This window comes from Streptomyces sp. P9-A4, assembly GCF_036634195.1.
Classification (GTDB): Bacteria; Actinomycetota; Actinomycetes; order Streptomycetales; family Streptomycetaceae; genus Streptomyces.
This window is the reverse complement of record NZ_JAZIFY010000001.1, coordinates 1,441,118-1,459,470: the sequence shown is the minus strand read 5'-3', so window position 1 is coordinate 1,459,470 and position 18,353 is coordinate 1,441,118. Positions and strand designations below refer to the sequence as shown.

20 protein-coding genes and 1 pseudogene are annotated in these 18,353 nt (G+C 72.6%); 16 read left to right on the top strand and 5 right to left on the bottom strand.

Translation table 11 applies throughout. The features are described from left to right. Positions 1 to 7: 7 nt before the first annotated feature. The 11 genes and pseudogenes from ald to V4Y03_RS06485 form a co-directional block, all read left to right on the top strand. Positions 8 to 1,123: an alanine dehydrogenase gene (gene ald, locus V4Y03_RS06535; RefSeq protein WP_317875610.1), complete on the top strand. Its 1,116-nt coding sequence runs from the start codon at positions 8 to 10 to the stop codon at positions 1,121 to 1,123. 448 nt (positions 1,124 to 1,571) lie between these two features. Further along, positions 1,572 to 2,597, top strand: coding sequence for a ParA family protein (locus V4Y03_RS06530; RefSeq protein WP_261993048.1), 1,026 nt, complete (start codon positions 1,572 to 1,574; stop codon positions 2,595 to 2,597). Further along, positions 2,582 to 3,082, top strand: a complete 501-nt coding sequence (locus V4Y03_RS06525; protein ID WP_332434306.1) for a hypothetical protein — start codon at positions 2,582 to 2,584, stop codon at positions 3,080 to 3,082. The genes V4Y03_RS06530 and V4Y03_RS06525 overlap by 16 nt, the downstream gene beginning before the upstream one ends. Positions 3,083 to 3,126: 44 nt before the next feature. Further along, positions 3,127 to 4,236, top strand: coding sequence for a segregation and condensation protein A (locus V4Y03_RS06520; RefSeq protein ID WP_332434305.1), 1,110 nt, complete (start codon positions 3,127 to 3,129; stop codon positions 4,234 to 4,236). A 32-nt stretch (positions 4,237 to 4,268) separates the two neighbouring features. After that, positions 4,269 to 4,838, top strand: coding sequence for an SMC-Scp complex subunit ScpB (gene scpB, locus V4Y03_RS06515; protein WP_443079863.1), 570 nt, complete (start codon positions 4,269 to 4,271; stop codon positions 4,836 to 4,838). Continuing rightward, positions 4,838 to 6,253 carry a pseudouridine synthase gene (locus tag V4Y03_RS06510; protein WP_332434303.1) on the top strand — a complete coding sequence of 472 codons (1,416 nt, stop codon included), beginning with the start codon at positions 4,838 to 4,840 and terminating at the stop codon, positions 6,251 to 6,253. Before scpB ends, V4Y03_RS06510 begins: the two co-directional genes overlap by 1 nt. A 179-nt stretch (positions 6,254 to 6,432) precedes the next feature. Continuing rightward, the gene (gene pnuC, locus V4Y03_RS06505; protein WP_317875849.1) at positions 6,433 to 7,086 is read left to right on the top strand and encodes a nicotinamide riboside transporter PnuC; all 654 of its coding nucleotides are present in this window, start codon (positions 6,433 to 6,435) and stop codon (positions 7,084 to 7,086) included. Then, positions 7,083 to 8,162 carry an AAA family ATPase gene (locus tag V4Y03_RS06500; protein WP_332434302.1) on the top strand — a complete coding sequence of 360 codons (1,080 nt, stop codon included), beginning with the start codon at positions 7,083 to 7,085 and terminating at the stop codon, positions 8,160 to 8,162. Before pnuC ends, V4Y03_RS06500 begins: the two co-directional genes overlap by 4 nt. After that, positions 8,159 to 8,950 (top strand): NUDIX hydrolase, encoded by a 792-nt coding sequence (locus V4Y03_RS06495; protein ID WP_332434301.1) that lies wholly within the window; start codon positions 8,159 to 8,161, stop codon positions 8,948 to 8,950. Before V4Y03_RS06500 ends, V4Y03_RS06495 begins: the two co-directional genes overlap by 4 nt. Next, entirely contained in the window at positions 8,947 to 9,978 is a 1,032-nt protein-coding gene (locus tag V4Y03_RS06490; protein ID WP_317875846.1) for an ADP-ribosylglycohydrolase family protein, read from the top strand. The genes V4Y03_RS06495 and V4Y03_RS06490 overlap by 4 nt, the downstream gene beginning before the upstream one ends. Before the next feature lie 68 nt (positions 9,979 to 10,046). After that, positions 10,047 to 10,442 (top strand): annotated as a pseudogene (locus V4Y03_RS06485) (DNA polymerase beta superfamily protein); the annotation flags it as partial. Here V4Y03_RS06485 and V4Y03_RS06480 read toward each other — a convergent pair. The 3 genes from V4Y03_RS06480 to V4Y03_RS06470 form a co-directional block, all read right to left on the bottom strand. Beyond that, a complete protein-coding gene (locus V4Y03_RS06480; RefSeq protein ID WP_332434300.1) occupies positions 10,439 to 11,131 on the bottom strand; it encodes a nucleotidyltransferase domain-containing protein in 693 nt (230 codons plus the stop codon). The pseudogene V4Y03_RS06485 and the gene V4Y03_RS06480 sit on opposite strands and share 4 nt — an antisense overlap. A 10-nt stretch (positions 11,132 to 11,141) precedes the next feature. Next, entirely contained in the window at positions 11,142 to 11,558 is a 417-nt protein-coding gene (locus tag V4Y03_RS06475; RefSeq protein ID WP_332434299.1) for a Rieske (2Fe-2S) protein, read from the bottom strand. Between the two features lie 105 nt (positions 11,559 to 11,663). Next, complete coding sequence (locus V4Y03_RS06470; protein WP_317875843.1) at positions 11,664 to 12,008, bottom strand: DUF952 domain-containing protein; 345 nt, start codon at positions 12,006 to 12,008, stop codon at positions 11,664 to 11,666. A gap of 345 nt (positions 12,009 to 12,353) precedes the next feature. Between V4Y03_RS06470 and aroH the strand changes: the two genes are divergently transcribed. The 5 genes from aroH (at position 12,354) to der (ending at position 16,820) form a co-directional block, all read left to right on the top strand. Beyond that, on the top strand, positions 12,354 to 12,716 hold the full coding sequence (gene aroH, locus V4Y03_RS06465) for a chorismate mutase (protein WP_317875842.1): 363 nt from the start codon (positions 12,354 to 12,356) through the stop codon (positions 12,714 to 12,716). Continuing rightward, on the top strand, positions 12,713 to 13,801 hold the full coding sequence (locus V4Y03_RS06460; RefSeq protein ID WP_317875841.1) for a prephenate dehydrogenase: 1,089 nt from the start codon (positions 12,713 to 12,715) through the stop codon (positions 13,799 to 13,801). The genes aroH and V4Y03_RS06460 overlap by 4 nt, the downstream gene beginning before the upstream one ends. A 184-nt stretch (positions 13,802 to 13,985) precedes the next feature. Beyond that, positions 13,986 to 14,660, top strand: coding sequence for a (d)CMP kinase (cmk, locus tag V4Y03_RS06455; RefSeq protein ID WP_332434298.1), 675 nt, complete (start codon positions 13,986 to 13,988; stop codon positions 14,658 to 14,660). A gap of 53 nt (positions 14,661 to 14,713) precedes the next feature. Beyond that, positions 14,714 to 15,301, top strand: coding sequence for a lysophospholipid acyltransferase family protein (locus V4Y03_RS06450; protein ID WP_332437119.1), 588 nt, complete (start codon positions 14,714 to 14,716; stop codon positions 15,299 to 15,301). 70 nt (positions 15,302 to 15,371) lie between these two features. Beyond that, on the top strand, positions 15,372 to 16,820 hold the full coding sequence (der, locus tag V4Y03_RS06445) for a ribosome biogenesis GTPase Der (protein ID WP_317875839.1): 1,449 nt from the start codon (positions 15,372 to 15,374) through the stop codon (positions 16,818 to 16,820). A gap of 108 nt (positions 16,821 to 16,928) precedes the next feature. On the opposite strand, the gene V4Y03_RS06440 is transcribed toward der, so the two are convergent. Together V4Y03_RS06440 and V4Y03_RS06435 are read right to left on the bottom strand one after the other, a co-directional pair. Next, the gene (locus V4Y03_RS06440) at positions 16,929 to 17,198 is read right to left on the bottom strand and encodes a hypothetical protein (RefSeq protein ID WP_317875838.1); all 270 of its coding nucleotides are present in this window, start codon (positions 17,196 to 17,198) and stop codon (positions 16,929 to 16,931) included. A 227-nt stretch (positions 17,199 to 17,425) separates the two neighbouring features. Beyond that, positions 17,426 to 18,208, bottom strand: coding sequence for a hypothetical protein (locus V4Y03_RS06435; RefSeq protein WP_317875837.1), 783 nt, complete (start codon positions 18,206 to 18,208; stop codon positions 17,426 to 17,428). Positions 18,209 to 18,353 lie beyond the last annotated feature (145 nt).

Below are 18,353 nucleotides of genomic sequence, written 5' to 3'. Positions count from 1 at the left end.
ATCGACGATGAAGGTCGGCATCCCCCGCGAGGTCAAGAACAACGAGTTCCGCGTGGCCATCACCCCTGCTGGTGTCCATGAGCTCGTCCGCCACGGCCACCAGGTCTTCGTCGAGCAGAACGCCGGTGTCGGCTCCTCGATCACGGACGAGGAGTACGTCGCCGCCGGCGCCGAGATCCTCCCCACCGCCGACGAGGTCTGGGCCACCGCCGACCTGCTGCTCAAGGTCAAGGAGCCCATCGCGGAGGAGTACCACCGCCTCCGCAAGGACCAGACCCTCTTCACCTACCTGCACCTCGCCGCCTCCCGCGAGTGCACGGACGCCCTCCTGGCCTCCGGTACCACCGCCATCGCGTACGAGACCGTGGAGACCGCGAACCGCGCCCTCCCGCTGCTCGCCCCGATGTCCGAGGTCGCGGGCCGCCTGGCCCCGCAGGTCGGCGCCTACCACCTGATGCGCTCGGCCGGCGGCCGCGGCGTCCTGCCCGGCGGCGTCCCCGGTACCCACGCCGGCAAGGCCGTCGTCATCGGCGGCGGCGTCTCCGGCTGGAACGCCACCCAGATCGCCGTCGGCATGGGCTTCCACGTGACCCTGCTCGACAAGGACATCAACAAGCTCCGCGAGGCCGACAAGATCTTCGGCACCAAGGTGCAGACGATCGTCTCCAACGCCTACGAGCTGGAGAAGGCCGTCGTCGAGGCCGACCTCGTCATCGGCGCGGTCCTCATCCCGGGCGCCAAGGCCCCGAAGCTGGTCACCAACGAGCTCGTCGCCAAGATGAAGCCCGGAAGTGTCCTTGTCGACATCGCGATCGACCAGGGCGGCTGCTTCGAGGACTCGCACGCGACCACCCACACCGAGCCGACCTTCCAGGTCCACAACTCGGTCTTCTACTGCGTCGCCAACATGCCCGGCGCGGTCCCGAACACCTCCACCTACGCCCTCACCAACGCCACGCTGCCCTACATCGTGTCGCTGGCGAACAACGGCTGGGCCGAGGCGCTGCGCCGCGACGCCGCGCTCGGTCTGGGCCTCAACACCCATGACGGCAAGGTGGTTTACAAGGAGGTCGCCGAGGCGCACGGCCTCGAGCACGTCGAGCTCAGCACCCTCCTGGGCTGACCTCCACGGCGCCGCCGTCAACGCGTGCCGTCAATCCACGAACCCGGCCGGACCTTGTTCGACAAGGTCCGGCCGGCCGTGTCTCCGGGCCTGCCGTAACGTTCGGCCAACTCGCCTCGAACGTAACCCTTTAACCGTTTCGCGCACCCCTGAAACGTGTGGATGCACGCCTGCGCGCCCTTGACAGAGACGTGTTCGGTTGCCGACACATCGGGCCGGGTCCGGCGGATTGTGTTGCTGCGGAGCGGTGACACGCCATAGAGTCGCCAACCGTCGGCATGGTGCCACGCTGACCTATCGATAAATGTTCCTGGTGACATCCAAGGAGGTAAGACGACTTGTGAATGAGTCGACAATTACTCCCGGGAGCGGTGCGCCAGGTGCTCCGATCGGCTCCGTCGCGGTGCGGACCTTCGCGACGCACCAGCCCATGACGACAGCCCACACGATGAAGACGATGGACGGCCTACACGTGAACGCCACGGCCGGCAACGAGATGGGCCGAGAGTCCACCCCCTTCGCCGCCTTCGACGAGGTGCCCGAGGGGCACTTCTACGACCCCGACGCCGAGTACGAGCCCGACCCGGAGTACGCGGCCACCCTCGCACCCGACGCTGCCCGCCAGCGCCGCGAGCGGATCGGCCCCACCGGACGGCCCCTGCCGTACTTCCCGATCCCGGGTCCCCTGACCGACCACGGACCCGCGAAGATCATCGCGATGTGCAACCAGAAGGGCGGCGTCGGCAAGACCACGTCGACCATCAACCTGGGTGCCGCGCTCGCCGAGTACGGACGACGGGTGCTGCTCGTCGACTTCGACCCGCAGGGAGCCCTGTCGGTCGGCCTCGGCGTGAACCCGATGGAGCTCGACCTCACCGTCTACAACCTGCTCATGGAGCGGGGCATGTCGGCGGACGAGGTCCTCCTGAAGACCGCCGTGCCCAACATGGACCTGCTGCCGAGCAACATCGACCTCTCGGCCGCCGAAGTCCAGCTCGTCAGCGAGGTCGCGCGCGAGTCGACGCTCCAGCGCGCCCTGAAGCCGCTGATGAACGACTACGACTACATCGTGATCGACTGTCAGCCCTCGCTCGGCCTGCTGACCGTGAACGCCCTGACGGCGGCTCACAAGGTCATCGTGCCGCTGGAATGCGAGTTCTTCGCGCTCCGCGGAGTGGCGCTGCTCACCGAGACCATCGAGAAGGTCCAGGAGCGGCTCAACCCCGAGCTGGAGCTCGACGGCATCCTCGCCACGATGTACGACTCCCGCACGGTGCACAGCCGTGAGGTCCTGGCGCGCGTCGTCGAGGCCTTCGACGACCACGTGTACCACACGGTCATCGGACGGACGGTGCGCTTCCCGGAGACCACGGTCGCCGGTGAGCCCATCACCACGTACGCCTCCAACTCCGTGGGCGCCGCCGCCTACCGCCAGCTCGCCAGGGAGGTGCTCGCCCGGTGTCACGCCGAGTGAGTCTGCCCGGCGCCGACGAACTCTTCCGTACGACCGGGGGGACGGCGCTCCAGTCGTCCGCACCCCGCCGGGCCGTCCCGGCACCGGCCGGTGAGAGCGACCCGGCGGCGGCCGAGGGTTCCGCGGAGCACAGTTCCGCGGACTCCGAGACCGCGGAACCGCGCGCCAGGACGGCGGAGCCCGACGGCGCCGCCAAGGGCGCACCCGCCGCGGCGGTGCCCGCCCCGGCGGCGCGGCGACGCGGTGGCGGCCGTGCCCCGAACCGGCGGCCCAGCGGCCGTGAGCGCCACGACGAGAAGATCACGGTCTACGTCTCCGCCGAGGAGCTGATGGACCTGGAGCACGCCCGGCTGGTGCTCCGCGGCGAGCACGGCCTCGCCGTGGACCGGGGCCGGATCGTCCGGGAGGCCGTCGCGGTCGTCCTGGCGGACCTGGAGTCCCGCGGCGACGCGAGCATCCTCGTCCGCCGCCTGCGCGGCCGCTGAAGGTAGCCTGCGGGCTGCCGCGCTCCCGTTCCCCCTGGACCTCCATGCACCACGCCCCCGACGAAACGTCCCGCCCGCCGCGCCGCCGCCTCCTGGGCCGCGGGCCGGGCGAGCCGGAGGAGGCCGCACAGCAGCCTCCGGCCGGCCCTGCCGTACAGGACGAGGGGCGGCAGGACGGGCCTGAGGGCCCGGGCAGGCCGGAAGGCCCCTCCGAGGGCCGTGAGGGCCGCTCCGAGGGCCGCGAGGGCCCCTCCGGCGGCCGCGAGGGCCGCTCCGGCGGCTCCGGGGGCCTTCGGGGCGGGGACGGGGGCGCCGGGGCCGGAGAGAGCGGTACAGGGGCTGCCGAGGCCGGTGGCGGTGACGGTGGGCGGTTCACCGTGCGGCTCGCGAACTTCGAGGGGCCCTTCGATCTGCTCCTCCAACTGATCACCAAGCACAAGCTCGACGTCACCGAGGTCGCCCTCTCCCAGGTCACCGACGAGTTCATGGCGCACCTGCGCGCCCTCGGCCCCGACGGCGACCTCGACCAGACCACCGAGTTCCTCGTCGTCGCCGCCACCCTCCTCGACCTCAAGGCCGCCCGGCTGCTGCCCGCCGCCGAGGTGGAGGACGAGGCCGACCTCGCCCTCCTGGAGGCCCGCGACCTGCTCTTCGCGAGGCTCCTCCAGTACCGGGCGTACAAGAAGATCGCGGCGATCTTCGCGGAGCGCTGGGAGGCCGAGGGCCGCCGCCACCCCCGTACCGTCGGACTCGAACCGCACCACGCCGAGCTGCTCCCCGAGGTCGTCATCTCCATCGGCGCCGAGGGCTTCGCGAAGCTGGCCGTCAAGGCGATGCGGCCCAGGGCCGAGCCCCAGGTGTACGTCGACCACATCCACGCCCCGCTCGTCAGCGTCCGCGAGCAGGCCGCCGTGGTCGTCGCGCTGCTGCGCGAGCGCGGGACGGCGCTCTTCCGCGAGCTGATCGAGGACGTCGGCGACGAGACGCTGACCGTGGTGGCCCGCTTCCTCGCCCTCCTGGAGCTCTACCGGGAGAAGGCCGTCGCCCTCGACCAGGAGACCGCCCTGGGGGACCTCACGGTCTCCTGGACCGGCGGGGAGGCGGACCCGGCCGGGTCCGTGACGGACGAATTCGACCAGGAGGCCCCCGCGTGAGCGACCTCAAGCCCGCCCTCGAAGCCGTCCTCATGGTCGTCGACGAGCCCGCCACCGAGACCCACCTCGCCAAGGTCCTCCAGCGGACCCCCCGCGAGGTCGCGGACGCCCTGCGCGAGCTGGCCGACGAGTACACCGTCCAGGGCCGCGGCTTCGAGCTGCGGCGGGTGGCCGGCGGCTGGCGCTACTACACCCGCGCCGAGCACGCCGCGGCCGTCGAGGCCTTCGTCCTTGAGGGCCAGCAGGCCCGGCTCACCCAGGCGGCCCTGGAGACGCTGGCGGTGGTCGCGTACCGCCAGCCGGTCAGTCGTTCCCGGGTCTCCGCGGTCCGCGGGGTCAACTGCGACGGCGTGATGCGGACCCTCCTGCAGCGGGGTCTGGTGGAGGAGGCGGGCGCGGAACCCGAAACAAGTGCGATCCTGTACAGGACGACGAACTACTTCCTGGAGCGGATGGGCCTGCGTGGCCTGGACGAGCTCCCCGAGCTGGCGCCCTTCCTCCCCGAGGCGGAGGCGGTCGAGCCGGACTCGCTGGAAGGGATCCCGTCGTTCGATCCGGATGCACCGGATCGTGAGGACGACGACGACAAGACGGAAGTTTGATGCGAAGCAGCAGCGGCAGGAACAGCAGCGGAAACAACGGCGGGAGCCGTGGTGGCAACAGCGGCGGCCGCGGCGGCAGCAGCGGCGGCGGTAGCCGTGGTGGCAGCGGCGGCGGCGGTGGCCGCGGCGGCGCCGGCGGCGGTGGCGGCTACCGGGGCGGCAGCGGTGGCGGCTCCGGCTCCGGTGGCGGTTACCGGGGCGGCTCGGGTGGCGGCTCCGGCTCCGGTGGCGGTTACCGGGGCGGCAGCGGTGGCGGCTCCAGCAGCGGTGGCGGTTACCGGGGCGGCAGCAGCGGTGGCGGCTCCGGCGGCGGTGGCGGTTACCGGGGCGGCAGCAGCGGTGGTGGCGGCGGCTACCAGGGCGGTGGCGGCGGCGGTGGCTACCAGGGCGGCGGTCGTGACGACCAGAAGCACCCGAGCAGCCCGCGCCGGCCTCGCCCCGAGGAGCGCTCCTACGACGTGAGCCCGCCCGCGGAGGCCCCGAAGAAGGGCCGCGGCTCCGCGGCCCGCGGTGGCGCCAAGGGCGGCCCCAAGTCCCCCCAGGGCGGTACCCCGCCCCGTCGCGGCCCGCACGGCCAGCGGCAGGCGCCGGCCCGCTCGCGCGAGCTCGAGGCGAAGATCGAGCAGCGCAACCGGGAGCGGTACGAGGGCCGCCCGGAGATCAAGACCCCGAAGACCTTCCCGGGCGCCGAGCAGGAGGGCGAGCGGCTGCAGAAGGTCCTCGCCCGCGCCGGCATGGGCTCGCGGCGCGCCTGTGAGGAGCTGATCGAGCAGGCCCGCGTCGAGGTCAACGGCGAGATCGTCCTGGAGCAGGGCAAGCGCGTCGACCCGGAGAAGGACGAGATCAAGGTGGACGGCCTGACCGTCGCCACCCAGTCGCACCTGTTCTTCGCGCTGAACAAGCCGGCCGGTGTCGTCTCCACCATGGAGGACCCGGACGGCCGCCAGTGCCTCGGCGACTACGTCAACAACCGTGAGACCCGACTCTTCCACGTCGGCCGGCTCGACACGGAGACCGAGGGCATCATCCTGCTCACCAACCACGGTGAGCTGGCGCACCGCCTCACGCACCCGAAGTACGGCGTGAAGAAGACCTACCTGGCCGCCATCACCGGCCCGCTGCCCCGCGAGGTCGGCAAGCGGCTCAAGGACGGCATCCAGCTGGAGGACGGCTACGCCAAGGCCGACCACTTCCGCGTGGTCGAGCAGACCGGCAAGAACTACCTGGTCGAGGTCACGCTGCACGAGGGCCGCAAGCACATCGTGCGCCGCATGCTGGCCGAGGCCGGCTTCCCGGTCGAGAAGCTGGTCCGTACGGCCTTCGGTCCGATCGGTCTGGGCGACCAGAAGTCGGGCTGGCTGCGCCGCCTCACCAACACGGAGGTCGGCATGCTGATGAAGGAAGTCGGCATGTAAGGCCCAGGCCTGCCGTACGCCGTAGGCCGTACGCGAGAAGCCCGTGACCGCCCCGGTGGTCACGGGCTTCTTCGTGTTCCGGGGCTCCGGGGTTTCCCGCCTCCGTCGCCCGCAGGTTTTCGGTCTTGTGGCCGGAGCCCGCCCCCTTTATAGTCAACGTGACTCTTAAGGAGGCGGGCGTGAGCCTCGCAAGCATGCTTGAACCCCTGCAACAGCCGCTCTTCACCGTCCTGGACACCCCGGTCAGCTGGACCGAGGTCCTCGGATTCGGCAGCGGCGCGCTCTGCGTCTGGCTCGTCGCCCGGCAGCACCTGGCCAACTGGCCCATCGGCATCGCCAACAACCTGTTCTTCGTCCTGCTCTTCACGCAGGCGGGGCTCTACGCCGACGCCGGCCTCCAGATCGTCTTCATCACCCTCGCCGCGTACGGCTGGTGGACCTGGACCCACGGGGGTGGACCAGGCTCCGACGCCCTCCCGGTGCGCCGCACCACGCGCACCGAGTGGACGTGGCTGCTCGCGGCGGGGGTGGTGGGGACCCTCGCGCTCACCCTGCTGCTCGACCGTGTCACCGACTCCACCGTCCCCTTCTGGGACGCCCTGACGACCGCGCTCTCCCTCATGGCGACCTACGGCCAGTGCCGCAAGCGCCTGGAGTCCTGGTGGCTGTGGATCGCCGCCGACCTCGTCTACGTACCGCTGTACGCGTACAAGGAGCTGTACCTGACCTCCCTGCTGTACGTCGGCTTCATGACGCTCTGCGTGCTCGGCCTGCGCGGCTGGACCAAGGACCTCACCGCGCGCCAGGCCCTCCCGGTGGGAGCGACCGCGTGAAGCGCTACGGACACGGCCTGGTCCTCGGCAAGTTCTATCCGCCGCACGCCGGTCACCACCATCTCGTCGAGACCGCCCGCGCGCGCTGCGAACGCCTCACCGTCCTCGTCTGCGCCTCCTCCGTGGAATCCGTACCCCTCGACGAACGCGTCGCCTGGATGCGCGAGATCCACCCCGACGCCCTCGTCGTCGGCGCCGTCGACGACATCCCCGTCGACCTCCACGACCCCGACGTCTGGGCCGCCCACATGGCCGTCTTCCGGGCCGCCGTACCCGAACCCGTCGACGCCGTCTTCACCTCGGAGCCGTACGGGGACGAACTCGGCCGCCGCTTCGGCGCCGAGTCCGTCTGCGTCGACCCCGACCGCACCCGCTTCCCCGTCTCCGGCACCGCCGTCCGCGCGGACCCCGTCGCCTGCTGGGACTTCCTCGAACCCCCGGTACGGGCCGCGCTCACCCGGCGGATCGTCGTCCTCGGCGCCGAGTCCACCGGCACCACCACCATGGCCCTCGCCCTCGCCGACCACTACCGGGGGCGCGGCGGGATCTGGGCCCGCACCCGGTACGTAGCGGAGTACGGACGCGAGTACAGCGAAATCAAACTCGCCGAACTCCGCGCCGAACGCCCCGGCGCCGACTGGTCCGACGTCACCTTCCACTCCTCCGACTTCCCCGTCATCGCCCAGCGCCAGGCCGAACTGGAGGAGGAGGCGGCCCGCGACGGCTCGCCCGTGCTCTTCTGCGACACCGACGCCTTCGCCACCACCATCTGGCACGAGCGCTACATGGGCACCGCCAGCACCGCCACGGGCGAGGTCGCCGCCCACGGCCGCCAGCACCTCTGGCTGCTCACCGACCACCGGGGCGTCGACTTCGAGGACGACGGACTCCGCGACGGGGAGCACCTGCGCCCCTGGATGACCGCTCGCTTCCTCACCCAGCTCGCCCACACCGGCCGCCGCACGGCCGTCCTCAGCGGCCCCCACGAGGAGCGGCTCGCGGCGGCCGTCGCCGCCGTCGACGGGCTGCTCGCCGAGGGCTGGGGCTTCACCGACCCGCTGCCGGAACGCCGATGAACGCCGACCGGAAGCCCCCGACGGCCCCTTCGCCGGCAACGCCCCCTTCGCCCCCGACGGCCGCGAGTCCCGAGGGGTACGACAAGTACGCCTTCGAGCCCTTCGCCGTCACCGTCGACCTCGCCGTCCTCACCGTCCGCGAGGAACGCCTCCACGTCCTCCTCGTCGAACGCGGTCAGGAACCGTACGCCGGCGCCTGGGCGCTCCCCGGCGGATTCGTCCTGCCCCACGAGTCCGCCGAGCGGGCCGCCCGCCGTGAACTCGCCGAGGAGACCGGGCTCTCCGAGGCCACCGTCGCCGGACTCCACCTCGAACAGCTCCGCACCTACAGCGAACCCGACCGCGACCCGAGGATGCGGGTCGTCTCCGTCGCCTTCGCCGCCCTCGTACCCGACCTGCCCGAGCCGCGCGGCGGCGGCGACGCGGCCCAGGCGCGCTGGACGCCGTACGACACGGTCGGGGGCCTCGCCTTCGACCACGACCGCATCCTCGCCGACGCCCGCGAACGGGTCGGCGCCAAGCTGGAGTACACCTGCCTCGCGACCGCCTTCTGCCCGCCCGAGTTCACCCTCGGCGAGCTGCGGCAGGTCTACGAGACGGTCTGGGGCGTCCCGCTCGACCGCCCCAACTTCCGGCGCAAGGTCCTCACCACCCCCGGCTTCGTCCAGGCCGTGGAAGGACCTCCGCGCCTCACCGGCGGACGGGGGAAACCGGCCGCCCTCTACCGGGCGGGCGGGGCCACCACCCTCCACCCGCCCCTCCTGCGACCGGAAGGACGCCCCGCATGAACCTCGCACACCCCGCCACCAAGCAGGCCGCGACCGGCTCCCTGATCGGACTGGCGCTGGGCGACGCGCTGGGATTCCCGACCGAGTTCAACGACGTGCCGGCGATCCTCGCCAAGGTCGGCCCCTGGCGGACGATGGCCCTGCCCGTCAGCGGCGGGAAGGCGTACGTCACCGACGACACCCAGATGACCCTCGCCTTCGCCCGGGGCATCCGCACGGCCATGGACCGGGGTGTGCTCGCCCCGCTGCGGCTCGCCAGGCCCGTCCGCGACGAGTTCGTCGACTGGTACCACTCCCCGGAGAACAACCGGGCCCCCGGGCGCACCTGCCTGGTCGCCTGTCAGCTGCTGGCGACGGACCGGCTCTGGCAGGACGCCGGCCAGATCCACTCCAAGGGCTGCGGCGCCAACATGCGGGTCGCGCCCATCGGGCTCGTGCCCGGACTCAGCGAGGAGCAGCGGGCGGGCGCCGCGCAGCTCCAGTCGGGCCTGACCCACGGGCACCCCACCGCGCTCGCCGCCTCCGACCTCACCGCCCGTGCCGTGTATCTGCTCGCGCGGGGCGTGGACCCGGCCGGGCTCGTCGGACAGCTGCGCTCGTACGCGTACGAGAACCGCGACCGCTACCACGAGCACTGGCTCGGCGACCTGTGGACCCGCTCCCAGGACCCCTCGGCCCTCTCCTTCATCCGGCGGGGCTGGGACGAGTGCCTGGCGGTCCTTGAGCGGCTGGACGCCGTCCAGCGCACGGCCGACCCTGAGCTCGACCCCTGCGAGTACACCGGCGACGGCTGGATCGCCGAGGAGGCCCTCGCGACCGGCCTCCTCTGCTTCCTGCTCTTCCCCGAGGAGCCCCTCACCGCCCTGCGCCGCGCGGCCTGCACCCGCGGCGACTCCGACTCGATCGCGGCCCTGGCGGGCGCCTTCGCCGGAGCCCACCTCGGGGCCGCGGCCTGGCCGAAGGAATGGGAGGAACGCATCGAGTACCGGAGCGACCTGCTGACCTTCGGCGCCCTCTGGGACGCTTGACCCATGACGCTCACTCCCGACCTCTCCCGGGGCGCGGACGTCTCCGCCGTCGTGGCCGAACAGCCCGACCCGAGGTGCTCACCTCCCACCACTACCGGGGCTTCGCCGGGACTCAGTGGCGGCTCTTCGAGAGCAGCGGTGAACTCAAGCCGCTGCTCTACACCTACCGGGCGCTGCTCACCGGCATCCATCTGATGCGTTCGGGCGAGGTGCAGGCCCATCTGCCGACCCTGGCCGAGGAGGTGACCGAGGCCCCGGCCCGGCTGCCCGACCTCGTCGCGGCGAAGGTGGCGGCGGAGCACGGGCTCGCGGACCTGGCGATCGAGGACGTTCGGGCGGAGACGGAGGCCCTGCACGGGGTCCTGGACGAGGCGCAGGCCGCGTCCGCTCTGCGGGAGACGGCCGTACGTGCCCACGACCTGCTCCACGACCTCGTCGTACGGGCCCGGCTGACGGGTCGCTAGGGAAGCACGTCCAGGGCCGAGGCGCGGCGGGCGTGGATCAGGAAGTCCTGTACGCGCGCGTGGTCCGGGGTTTCCGGGAGTGGGGTCGCGTCGTGGGCGCGGTCGGCCTCCTCGTGGAGGCGGTTCATCCAGGACTCGACCTCGGGCCAGGTCGCCTCGCCGCGCTTGACCGCGAGGAACCGGTCGCGCTCCTCGCCGACGTCGATCCGCAGCTCGCCCGTGCGGAGCAGGTCCCGGCAGCTGGTCAGGAGGCGCAGCAGGTGCATGGCGTGCTTCCAGCGCGGGTGGCCGTACTGGCGTACGTCCGCCTCCAGCTTGCGGCGCTGGCCGCCCGCGTACCGGACGAAGGTCTGGTGGGCCCGCCGGGACAGGAAGGCGCCGCGCAGTGAGAGCAGCTCGCGGCCCAGCTCGTCGGCGTGCCGGACGAGGGGGGAGTGGAGGGACTCCAGGACGTTCGGGTTGTTGCGCAGGGCCAGCTCGCAGAAGCGTTCCAGCTCCCAGCTGAACTGCTCCTCGCCGGGCCCCTCCACATGCGCCGGGGGCTTGTCGAAGTGCCAGAACAGCGGCGTCGGGGCCAGGTACACGCCCCGGACGTCCGTGTCGCTGTCCTCGGTCGCGAGGCCGAAGGCGCGCGAGCCCATCACACAGGAGTAGATCGTGTGCTCGCGCACCAGCTCGTCCGGAGTCATGCCGGGCAGGTTACGCGAGGGTGATCGTTTCCCCCGAGACGATGATCTGCTGGGCCGGCAGCGAGCGGGGAGCCGGTCCGGCCGCCACCGCGCCGTCCGCGACCCGGTACTTCGAGCCGTGGCAGGGGCAGTCGATGGTGCCGTCCGCGACCTTGTTCACCAGGCAGCCCTGGTGGGTGCAGACCGCGGAGAACGCCTTGAACTCCCCGGCCGTCGGCTGTGTGACGACGACCTTCTCCCGCGCGAAGACCGCGCCGCCGCCGACCGGGATGTCCGAGGTCCTGGCCAGGGCGGACCCGGCGGGGGACGCGGTGCCGCTCGGATCCGCGCTCGCGGTGCCCGTACCGCCGTCCGAGCCGCAGCCCGCCGTCAGGGCCGCCGTGGAGGCGATCAGGACGGTACGGCGATTCGTGGCGCGTGACGTCATACGGTCCAGCTTGGCGTCGTGCCGCGGCCGGTTCCCGCAACACGCCGCGCGGGCCGGGCGCGACTTTCCGGCCCCGCGAGCCCGGCATGATCCGGAAGACAGGCCCTAAGCCCAGGGGGCCAGCTCCCTCGCCCGGCCGTCCGCGTCCCGCCGTACCTCCAGGACCGAGGTCACCGCGTCCCGTTCGATCGGCCCGTACACATGCGGGAAGAGCACACCCCCCGAGCCCTCGTGGCGGACCTCGCCGCTGAGCCGGGTCTCGTCGATGACGAGCACCAGGAGCGGGCCCGCGGCGTCCCGGTAGTGGGCGTCGGCGATCGCGAGGGCCGCGGACTCGTCCGGGGAGCAGTGGACGAAGCCCTCGGCGGCGAGGGACGCGGGGGCGTAGGGGGCGTCCGGGACGGCGGGGGAGGCCGACCAGTCGGCCAGCGGTACGACGTGCAGCAACATGTCGACAGTTCTACCGCGCGGGGCCGGTACGGCGGCCCTTTACCCCGAGTGGCGGAACATGACAGTTCGGGTGACATTGGGCGTGCCTCCGTACCGGACGAAAGGCAGGACCATGGTGGGCGGTCGCTGCCGCAGGCCGTCGCCAAGCCGACCCCGAACGGCTCGGTGCCCCAGGGATCCCTGGAGGACCTGATCCGCCGGCAGCAGCTCTGACCGTCGTGAGGCGGCAGCGGCTCCGGCCGTCCGGGGCGCCCGCCCTCCGTCTCGGAGGGCGGGCGCCGCGACACGTCCTCCCCGGCGCTGACTAGGCTGAACGGAGCACTGACGCAGGCGAAGGAGCACGACGTGGCGGTACGAGCGGTCCGAGGAGCCGTCCAGCTGGAGCGGGACGAGGCCGGGCACATGCGCGAGCAGGTCGAGGAGCTGCTCACCGCCGTCCTCGGACGCAACGGGCTCACCGCCGACGACCTCATCAGCATCTGGTTCACGGCCACGCCCGACCTGCACAGCGACTTCCCCGCCGCCGCCGCGCGTGACCTGGGGATCGTCGACGTGCCCCTGATCTGCGCACAGGAACTCGACATCGAAGGCGCGATGCCCAGGGTCGTCCGGCTCCTCGCCCACATCGAGACCGAACTGCCAAAGTCCCGGATCGCGCACGTCTACCTCGGCGCCGCGGCCGCCCTGCGCAAGGACATCGCCCAGTGAGAACAGCGCTCGTCATCGGCACCGGACTGATCGGCACCTCCGCCGCGATCGCCCTCGCGGGCCGGGGCGTCACCGTCCACCTCCGCGACCACGACGCGGGGCGCGCACGCACGGCCGCCGCGCTCGGCGCCGGCACCGACGAGGCCCCCGAGGGCCCCGTGGACCTCGTCATCGTCGCCGTGCCCCCCGCGCACGTGGCCGGCACTCTCGCCGAGGCCATGAGCGCCGGGCTGGGCCGCGGCTACCTGGACGTGGCCAGCGTGAAGGGCGGCCCGAAGCGCGACCTGGAGGCGCGGGGCCTCGACCTCTCCGCGTACATCGGTACGCACCCCATGGCCGGCAAGGAACGCTCCGGGCCCCTCGCGGCCACCGCCGACCTCTTCGAGGGCCGGCCCTGGGTCCTCACCCCGACCCGGGACACCGACACCGAGGTCCTCAACCTCGCCCTGGAACTCGTCGCGCTCTGCCGGGCCGTCCCCGTCGTCATGGACGCCGACGCCCACGACCGGGCGGTCGCCCTGGTCTCCCACACTCCGCAGTTGGTGTCCTCCATGGTCGCCGCGCGGCTGGAGGAGGCCGAGGAGTCCGCCGTACGGCTCTGCGGGCAGGGCATCCGTGACGTCACCCGGATCGCGGCCTCCGACCCCCGTATGTGGATCGACATCCTCTCCGCCAACCCGGGGCCCGTCGCCGACGTGCTCTCCGGTGTCGCCGCCGACCTCGACGAGACCGTGCGGGCGCTGCGGTCCCTCCAGTCCGCCGACGAGGAGAAGCGGCGGGACGGCGTCTCGGGCGTCGAGGACGTCCTGCGGCGCGGCAACGCGGGGCGGGCGCGGGTCCCCGGCAAGCACGGTGCCGCCCCCACGGTCTACGAGACCGTCGCCGTCCTCATCAGCGACCGGCCGGGCGAGCTGGCCCGCATCTTCGCGGACGCGGGGCGCGCGGGGGTCAACGTCGAGGACGTCCGCATCGAGCACGCGACGGGGCAGCAGGCGGGTCTGGTCCAGCTGATGGTGGAACCGTCGGCGGCGCCGGTGCTGGGGGCGGCGCTGCAGGAACGGGGCTGGTCGCTGCGCACGACGTGAGGGGCCGCGGCCCGCTCGCCGCGGGCGCGGCCATGCCGCGGCGCCCCCGCGTCGCGCGCGCTGCCCCGCCGTCGCGTCCCCGCCCGTGCGGGCGGGGCCGAACGGGTGCCGTGGACTCGGTAACCTTGTGGGGGTCCCCGCATCCCGCCGGGCCCGCCGCACACCCCAGGAAGGTGTTCCCACCGTGGAATCCGTGATCGTCGCCATCGACGGGCCCTCCGGCACGGGCAAGTCCAGCACCTCGAAGGCGGTCGCCGCCAAGCTGGGGCTGAGCTACCTCGACACCGGCGCCCAGTACCGGGCGATCACCTGGTGGATGATCAGCAACGGCGTCGACGTCACCGACGCCGACGCCGTGGCCAACGCCGCCGCCAAGCCGGTCATCGTCTCCGGTACGGACCCGGCCCGGCCCACCATCACCGTCGACGGCGCGGACGCGGCCGGCCCCATCCGTACCGAAGAGGTCACCTCCAAGGTCAGCGCCGTCAGCGCCGTCCCCGAGGTGCGGAGCCTGATCACGGAGCTCCAGCGGTCCATCGCCCGCGGCGCCGAGAACGGCATCGTCGTCGAGGGCCGGGACATCGGCACCACCGTCCTGCCCGACGCCGACCTCAAGATCTTCCTCACCGCCTCGCCCGAGGCCCGTGCCGCCCGCCGCTCCGGCGAGCTCAAGGGCGTCGACGTCCACGCGACGAAGGAAGCCCTGATCAAGCGGGACACGGCCGACTCCAGCCGTAGGACCTCCCCGCTCGCCAAGGCCGACGACGCCGTCGAGGTCGACACCACGGACCTCACCCTGGACCAGGTCATCGAGTGCGTGGTCACCCTGGTGGACGAGCGGCGGGTGGCCGCCAAGTGACCCTGCCCTCCGCGAAGGGCGCCGTCGTCGGCCGCCGCATCGGGATCGGCCTGATGTACGGTTTCTGGAAGCCGCGCGTCCTCGGCGCCTGGCGGGTGCCGGCCTCCGGTCCCGCCATCCTCGCCGTGAACCACGCGCACAACATCGACGGCCCCATGCTCATGGGCACCGCCCCGCGCCCCGTGCACTTCCTCATCAAGAAGGAAGCGTTCGTCGGACCCCTGGGGCCCTTCCTGGAGGGCATCGGGCAGGTCAAGGTCGACCGCGACAGCACCGACCGCAACGCGATAGGCAACGCGCTGGGCGTCCTGGAGCAGGGCGGCGTCCTCGGGATCTTCCCCGAGGGCACCCGGGGCGACGGAGACTTCGCGTCGCTCCGCGCGGGCCTGGCCTACTTCGCCGTCCGCAGCGGCGCGCCGATCGTCCCGGTCGCCGTCCTGGGCAGCACCGAGCGCCGCGGACGGCTGGTCAAGGCGCTGCCTCCGCTGCGCGGCCGGGTCGACATCGTCTTCGGGGACGCCTTCGAGGCGGGCGACGGCTCGGGCCGCCGCACCCGCAAGGCACTGGACGAGGCCACCGTACGGATCCAGGGCAAGCTCACCGAGCACCTGGAAAACGCCAGGCGCCTCACCGGGCGCTGAGCGAGACTCCCAGTAGTGGGCCCCGCGGCCCGGGGACCCACCGACCACGAATGATCAAGGAACGGACTTCATGAACGACCAGCACGACCACGGGGCACTTGGCGACGCCGAGTACGCGGAGTTCATGGAGCTCGCCTCCGAAGAGGGCTTCGACGTCGAAGAGGTCGAGGGCGCGATCGAGGAGGCCGGCCACGGCCCGCTTCCCGTCCTCGCCGTCGTCGGCCGCCCGAACGTCGGCAAGTCGACCCTGGTGAACCGCATCATCGGCCGCCGCGAGGCCGTCGTCGAGGACAAGCCGGGCGTCACCCGCGACCGCGTCACCTACGAGGCCGAATGGGCCGGGCGCCGCTTCAAGGTCGTCGACACCGGCGGCTGGGAGCAGGACGTCCTCGGCATCGACGCCTCCGTCGCCGCCCAGGCCGAGTACGCCATCGAGGCCGCCGACGCCTGCCTCTTCGTCGTGGACGCCACCGTCGGCGCCACCGACACCGACGAGGCCGTCGTCAAGCTGCTGCGCCGCGCCGGCAAGCCGGTCGTCCTCGCCGCCAACAAGGTCGACGGCCAGTCCGGCGAGGCCGACGCCACCGTGCTGTGGTCGCTGGGCCTCGGCGAGCCGTTCCCCGTCTCCTCGCTGCACGGCCGCGGCACCGGCGACCTCCTCGACGAGGTCCTGAAGAAGCTGCCCGAGGCCCCCGAGCAGCGCTTCGGCAACGCCGTCGGCGGCCCGCGCCGCATCGCCCTCATCGGCCGCCCGAACGTCGGCAAGTCCTCGCTCCTGAACAAGGTCGCCAACGAGGAACGCGTCGTCGTCAACGAGCTGGCCGGCACCACCCGCGACCCGGTCGACGAGCTGATCGAGCTCGGCGGCGTGACGTGGAAGTTCGTCGACACGGCCGGCATCCGCAAGAAGGTCCACCTCCAGGAGGGCGCGGACTACTACGCCTCCCTGCGGACCGCGGCCGCGATCGAGAAGGCGGAGGTGGCCGTCATCCTCATCGACACCACCGACAACATCTCGGTCCAGGACCAGCGCATCATCACGACGGCGGTCGAGTCGGGCCGCGCCATCGTCATCGCCTACAACAAGTGGGACGAGCTCGACGAGGAGCGCCGCTACTACCTCGAGCGCGAGATCGAGACCGAGATGCAGCAGGTCTCCTGGGCGCCCCGGGTCAACGTCTCCGCCAAGACCGGCCGCCACATGGAGAAGCTGGTCCCGGCCATCGAGACCGCCCTCGCCGGCTGGGAGACCCGCGTCCCCACCGGCCGGCTGAACGCCTTCCTCGGTGAGATCGTCGCGGCCCACCCGCACCCGATCCGCGGCGGCAAGCAGCCCCGCATCCTCTTCGGCACGCAGGCCGGCACCAAGCCGCCCCGCTTCGTGCTCTTCGCCTCGGGCTTCCTCGAGGCCGGCTACCGCCGCTTCATCGAGCGCCGCCTCCGCGAGGAGTTCGGCTTCGAGGGCACCCCGATCCACATCTCGGTCCGCGTACGCGAGAAGCGCAGCCGCAAGAAGTAGCACCCACGAGGTGGCACCCATGTGGTGACACCCACGAGGTGACGAACGGCGGAGGGCCGGGGCGATCGCGCCCCGGCCCTCCGCCGTTCGTACCCCCCGGTGATGCCGCTAGACGCCCCTGCGGGGCCCCGGTGGCAGCGCGGCCCGCGTGGGGGAGTGCCGCGCCGACCAGGCCGTCGGGTACGCGCCCGCGTACCGGTGGCCCTGCCCGTTCCCGTACACCCCCGTGCTCGCCGCCGTGCCGAAGGCCCGGAAGCTCAGTTCCTCCTCGCCGCTGCGGTCACCCGGCAGCGTGCGGAACGACCTGCGGTACTCCGAGTACAGGGCGTCGTAGATCGGCGTGGGCGAGCCCGCCGTGACGTCCCGCGCGGGGCGCATCGCAGGGATCTGACTCGGATGCGGGGGGAGGAAGGGGTCGTATGAGTGCACGTAGGTGCCAACGACCCCGCCGCCCGTCGGATGCGGGCGGCTCTCCGAAAGCGGCGCCGACCTCGGCCGCGGCACGGTCGGAGCCCCTGTCCCGCCGGGCCCCGCGGCCGATGCCGGGGTACCGGGCGGTACGCCGGTGATCCGGGCCCGCCCTATGCCCGGGCGGCCGTCCTCCATCAGGTACCGGCCAGCGGCATCGCGGCGGCGACCAGGCGACCGTTCGCCGCGGCCTTCTCCAGCGCGTCGCGCAGCAGGTCCTCGCGCGGCTGCTGGCCGATCGAGCCCACCGGGGCCGCGAAGACCAGCACCGTGTGCGACTTGTTGGCCGCCGCGCGCCAGCCCTCGGTGACCTGGAGCGGCTGGTGCGCCTGCCACCAGGCGGCCTGCCCGGCGCCGCCGGGGCCCGGCTGGAGCACCGAGTGCAGCTGCCCCATGGCGACCAGGACCGACCAGCCCGGGAGCGCCGCCGGCTTCTGTTCGAGGTCCATGACCTGATGGAAGCCCTGCTCGGCGAGGAGCGGCAGGAACTCGTCGGTGAGGCCGTCCGTACCCGGGCGGGACACCGGGGCGGTCGGCTCCACGACCAGCGCCGGGTGCAGCTCGCCCTGGATCAGGACCAGACCGCTGGTGACGCCGAGCACGGCCTGCTCGGGGTGGGCGGCGGTGAGCGCGTCGGCGGTGTCCGCCGCCGTGATGGAGGCGACGGCGCCCTGGAGCTGCTCCTCGGCGACCCGGACGACCTGCGACGGAATGCAGCTGGCGTGGGCGAACGCGAGGACCGCGGTCTCGTCGCCGACGAACAGCACCGTGCTGGTGCGCTCCTGCTCGGAGTCTCCCGGCGTGCGGCATGAGGTGCAGTCGTAGCTGCCCGGGGCGTGGTCGCCGGCGAGCAGCCGGTCCGCTTCTTCGTCGCCGATCTCGGCGCGTACGTCCTCGCTGACGTCGAGCATGCGCGGCACGGGGGCTCCCTGGACTCGGTGCGGGTGGACGCCGGGCCGTTCCCGGGCGTCTCATGCCGAGTTCAACGGGTCAGGCTCGGCCGGGGTCACGCGTGGAAGCGAGGCAACTTGCCACCGGCTTGTGCGGCGGGGCCCGTCAGGGGCC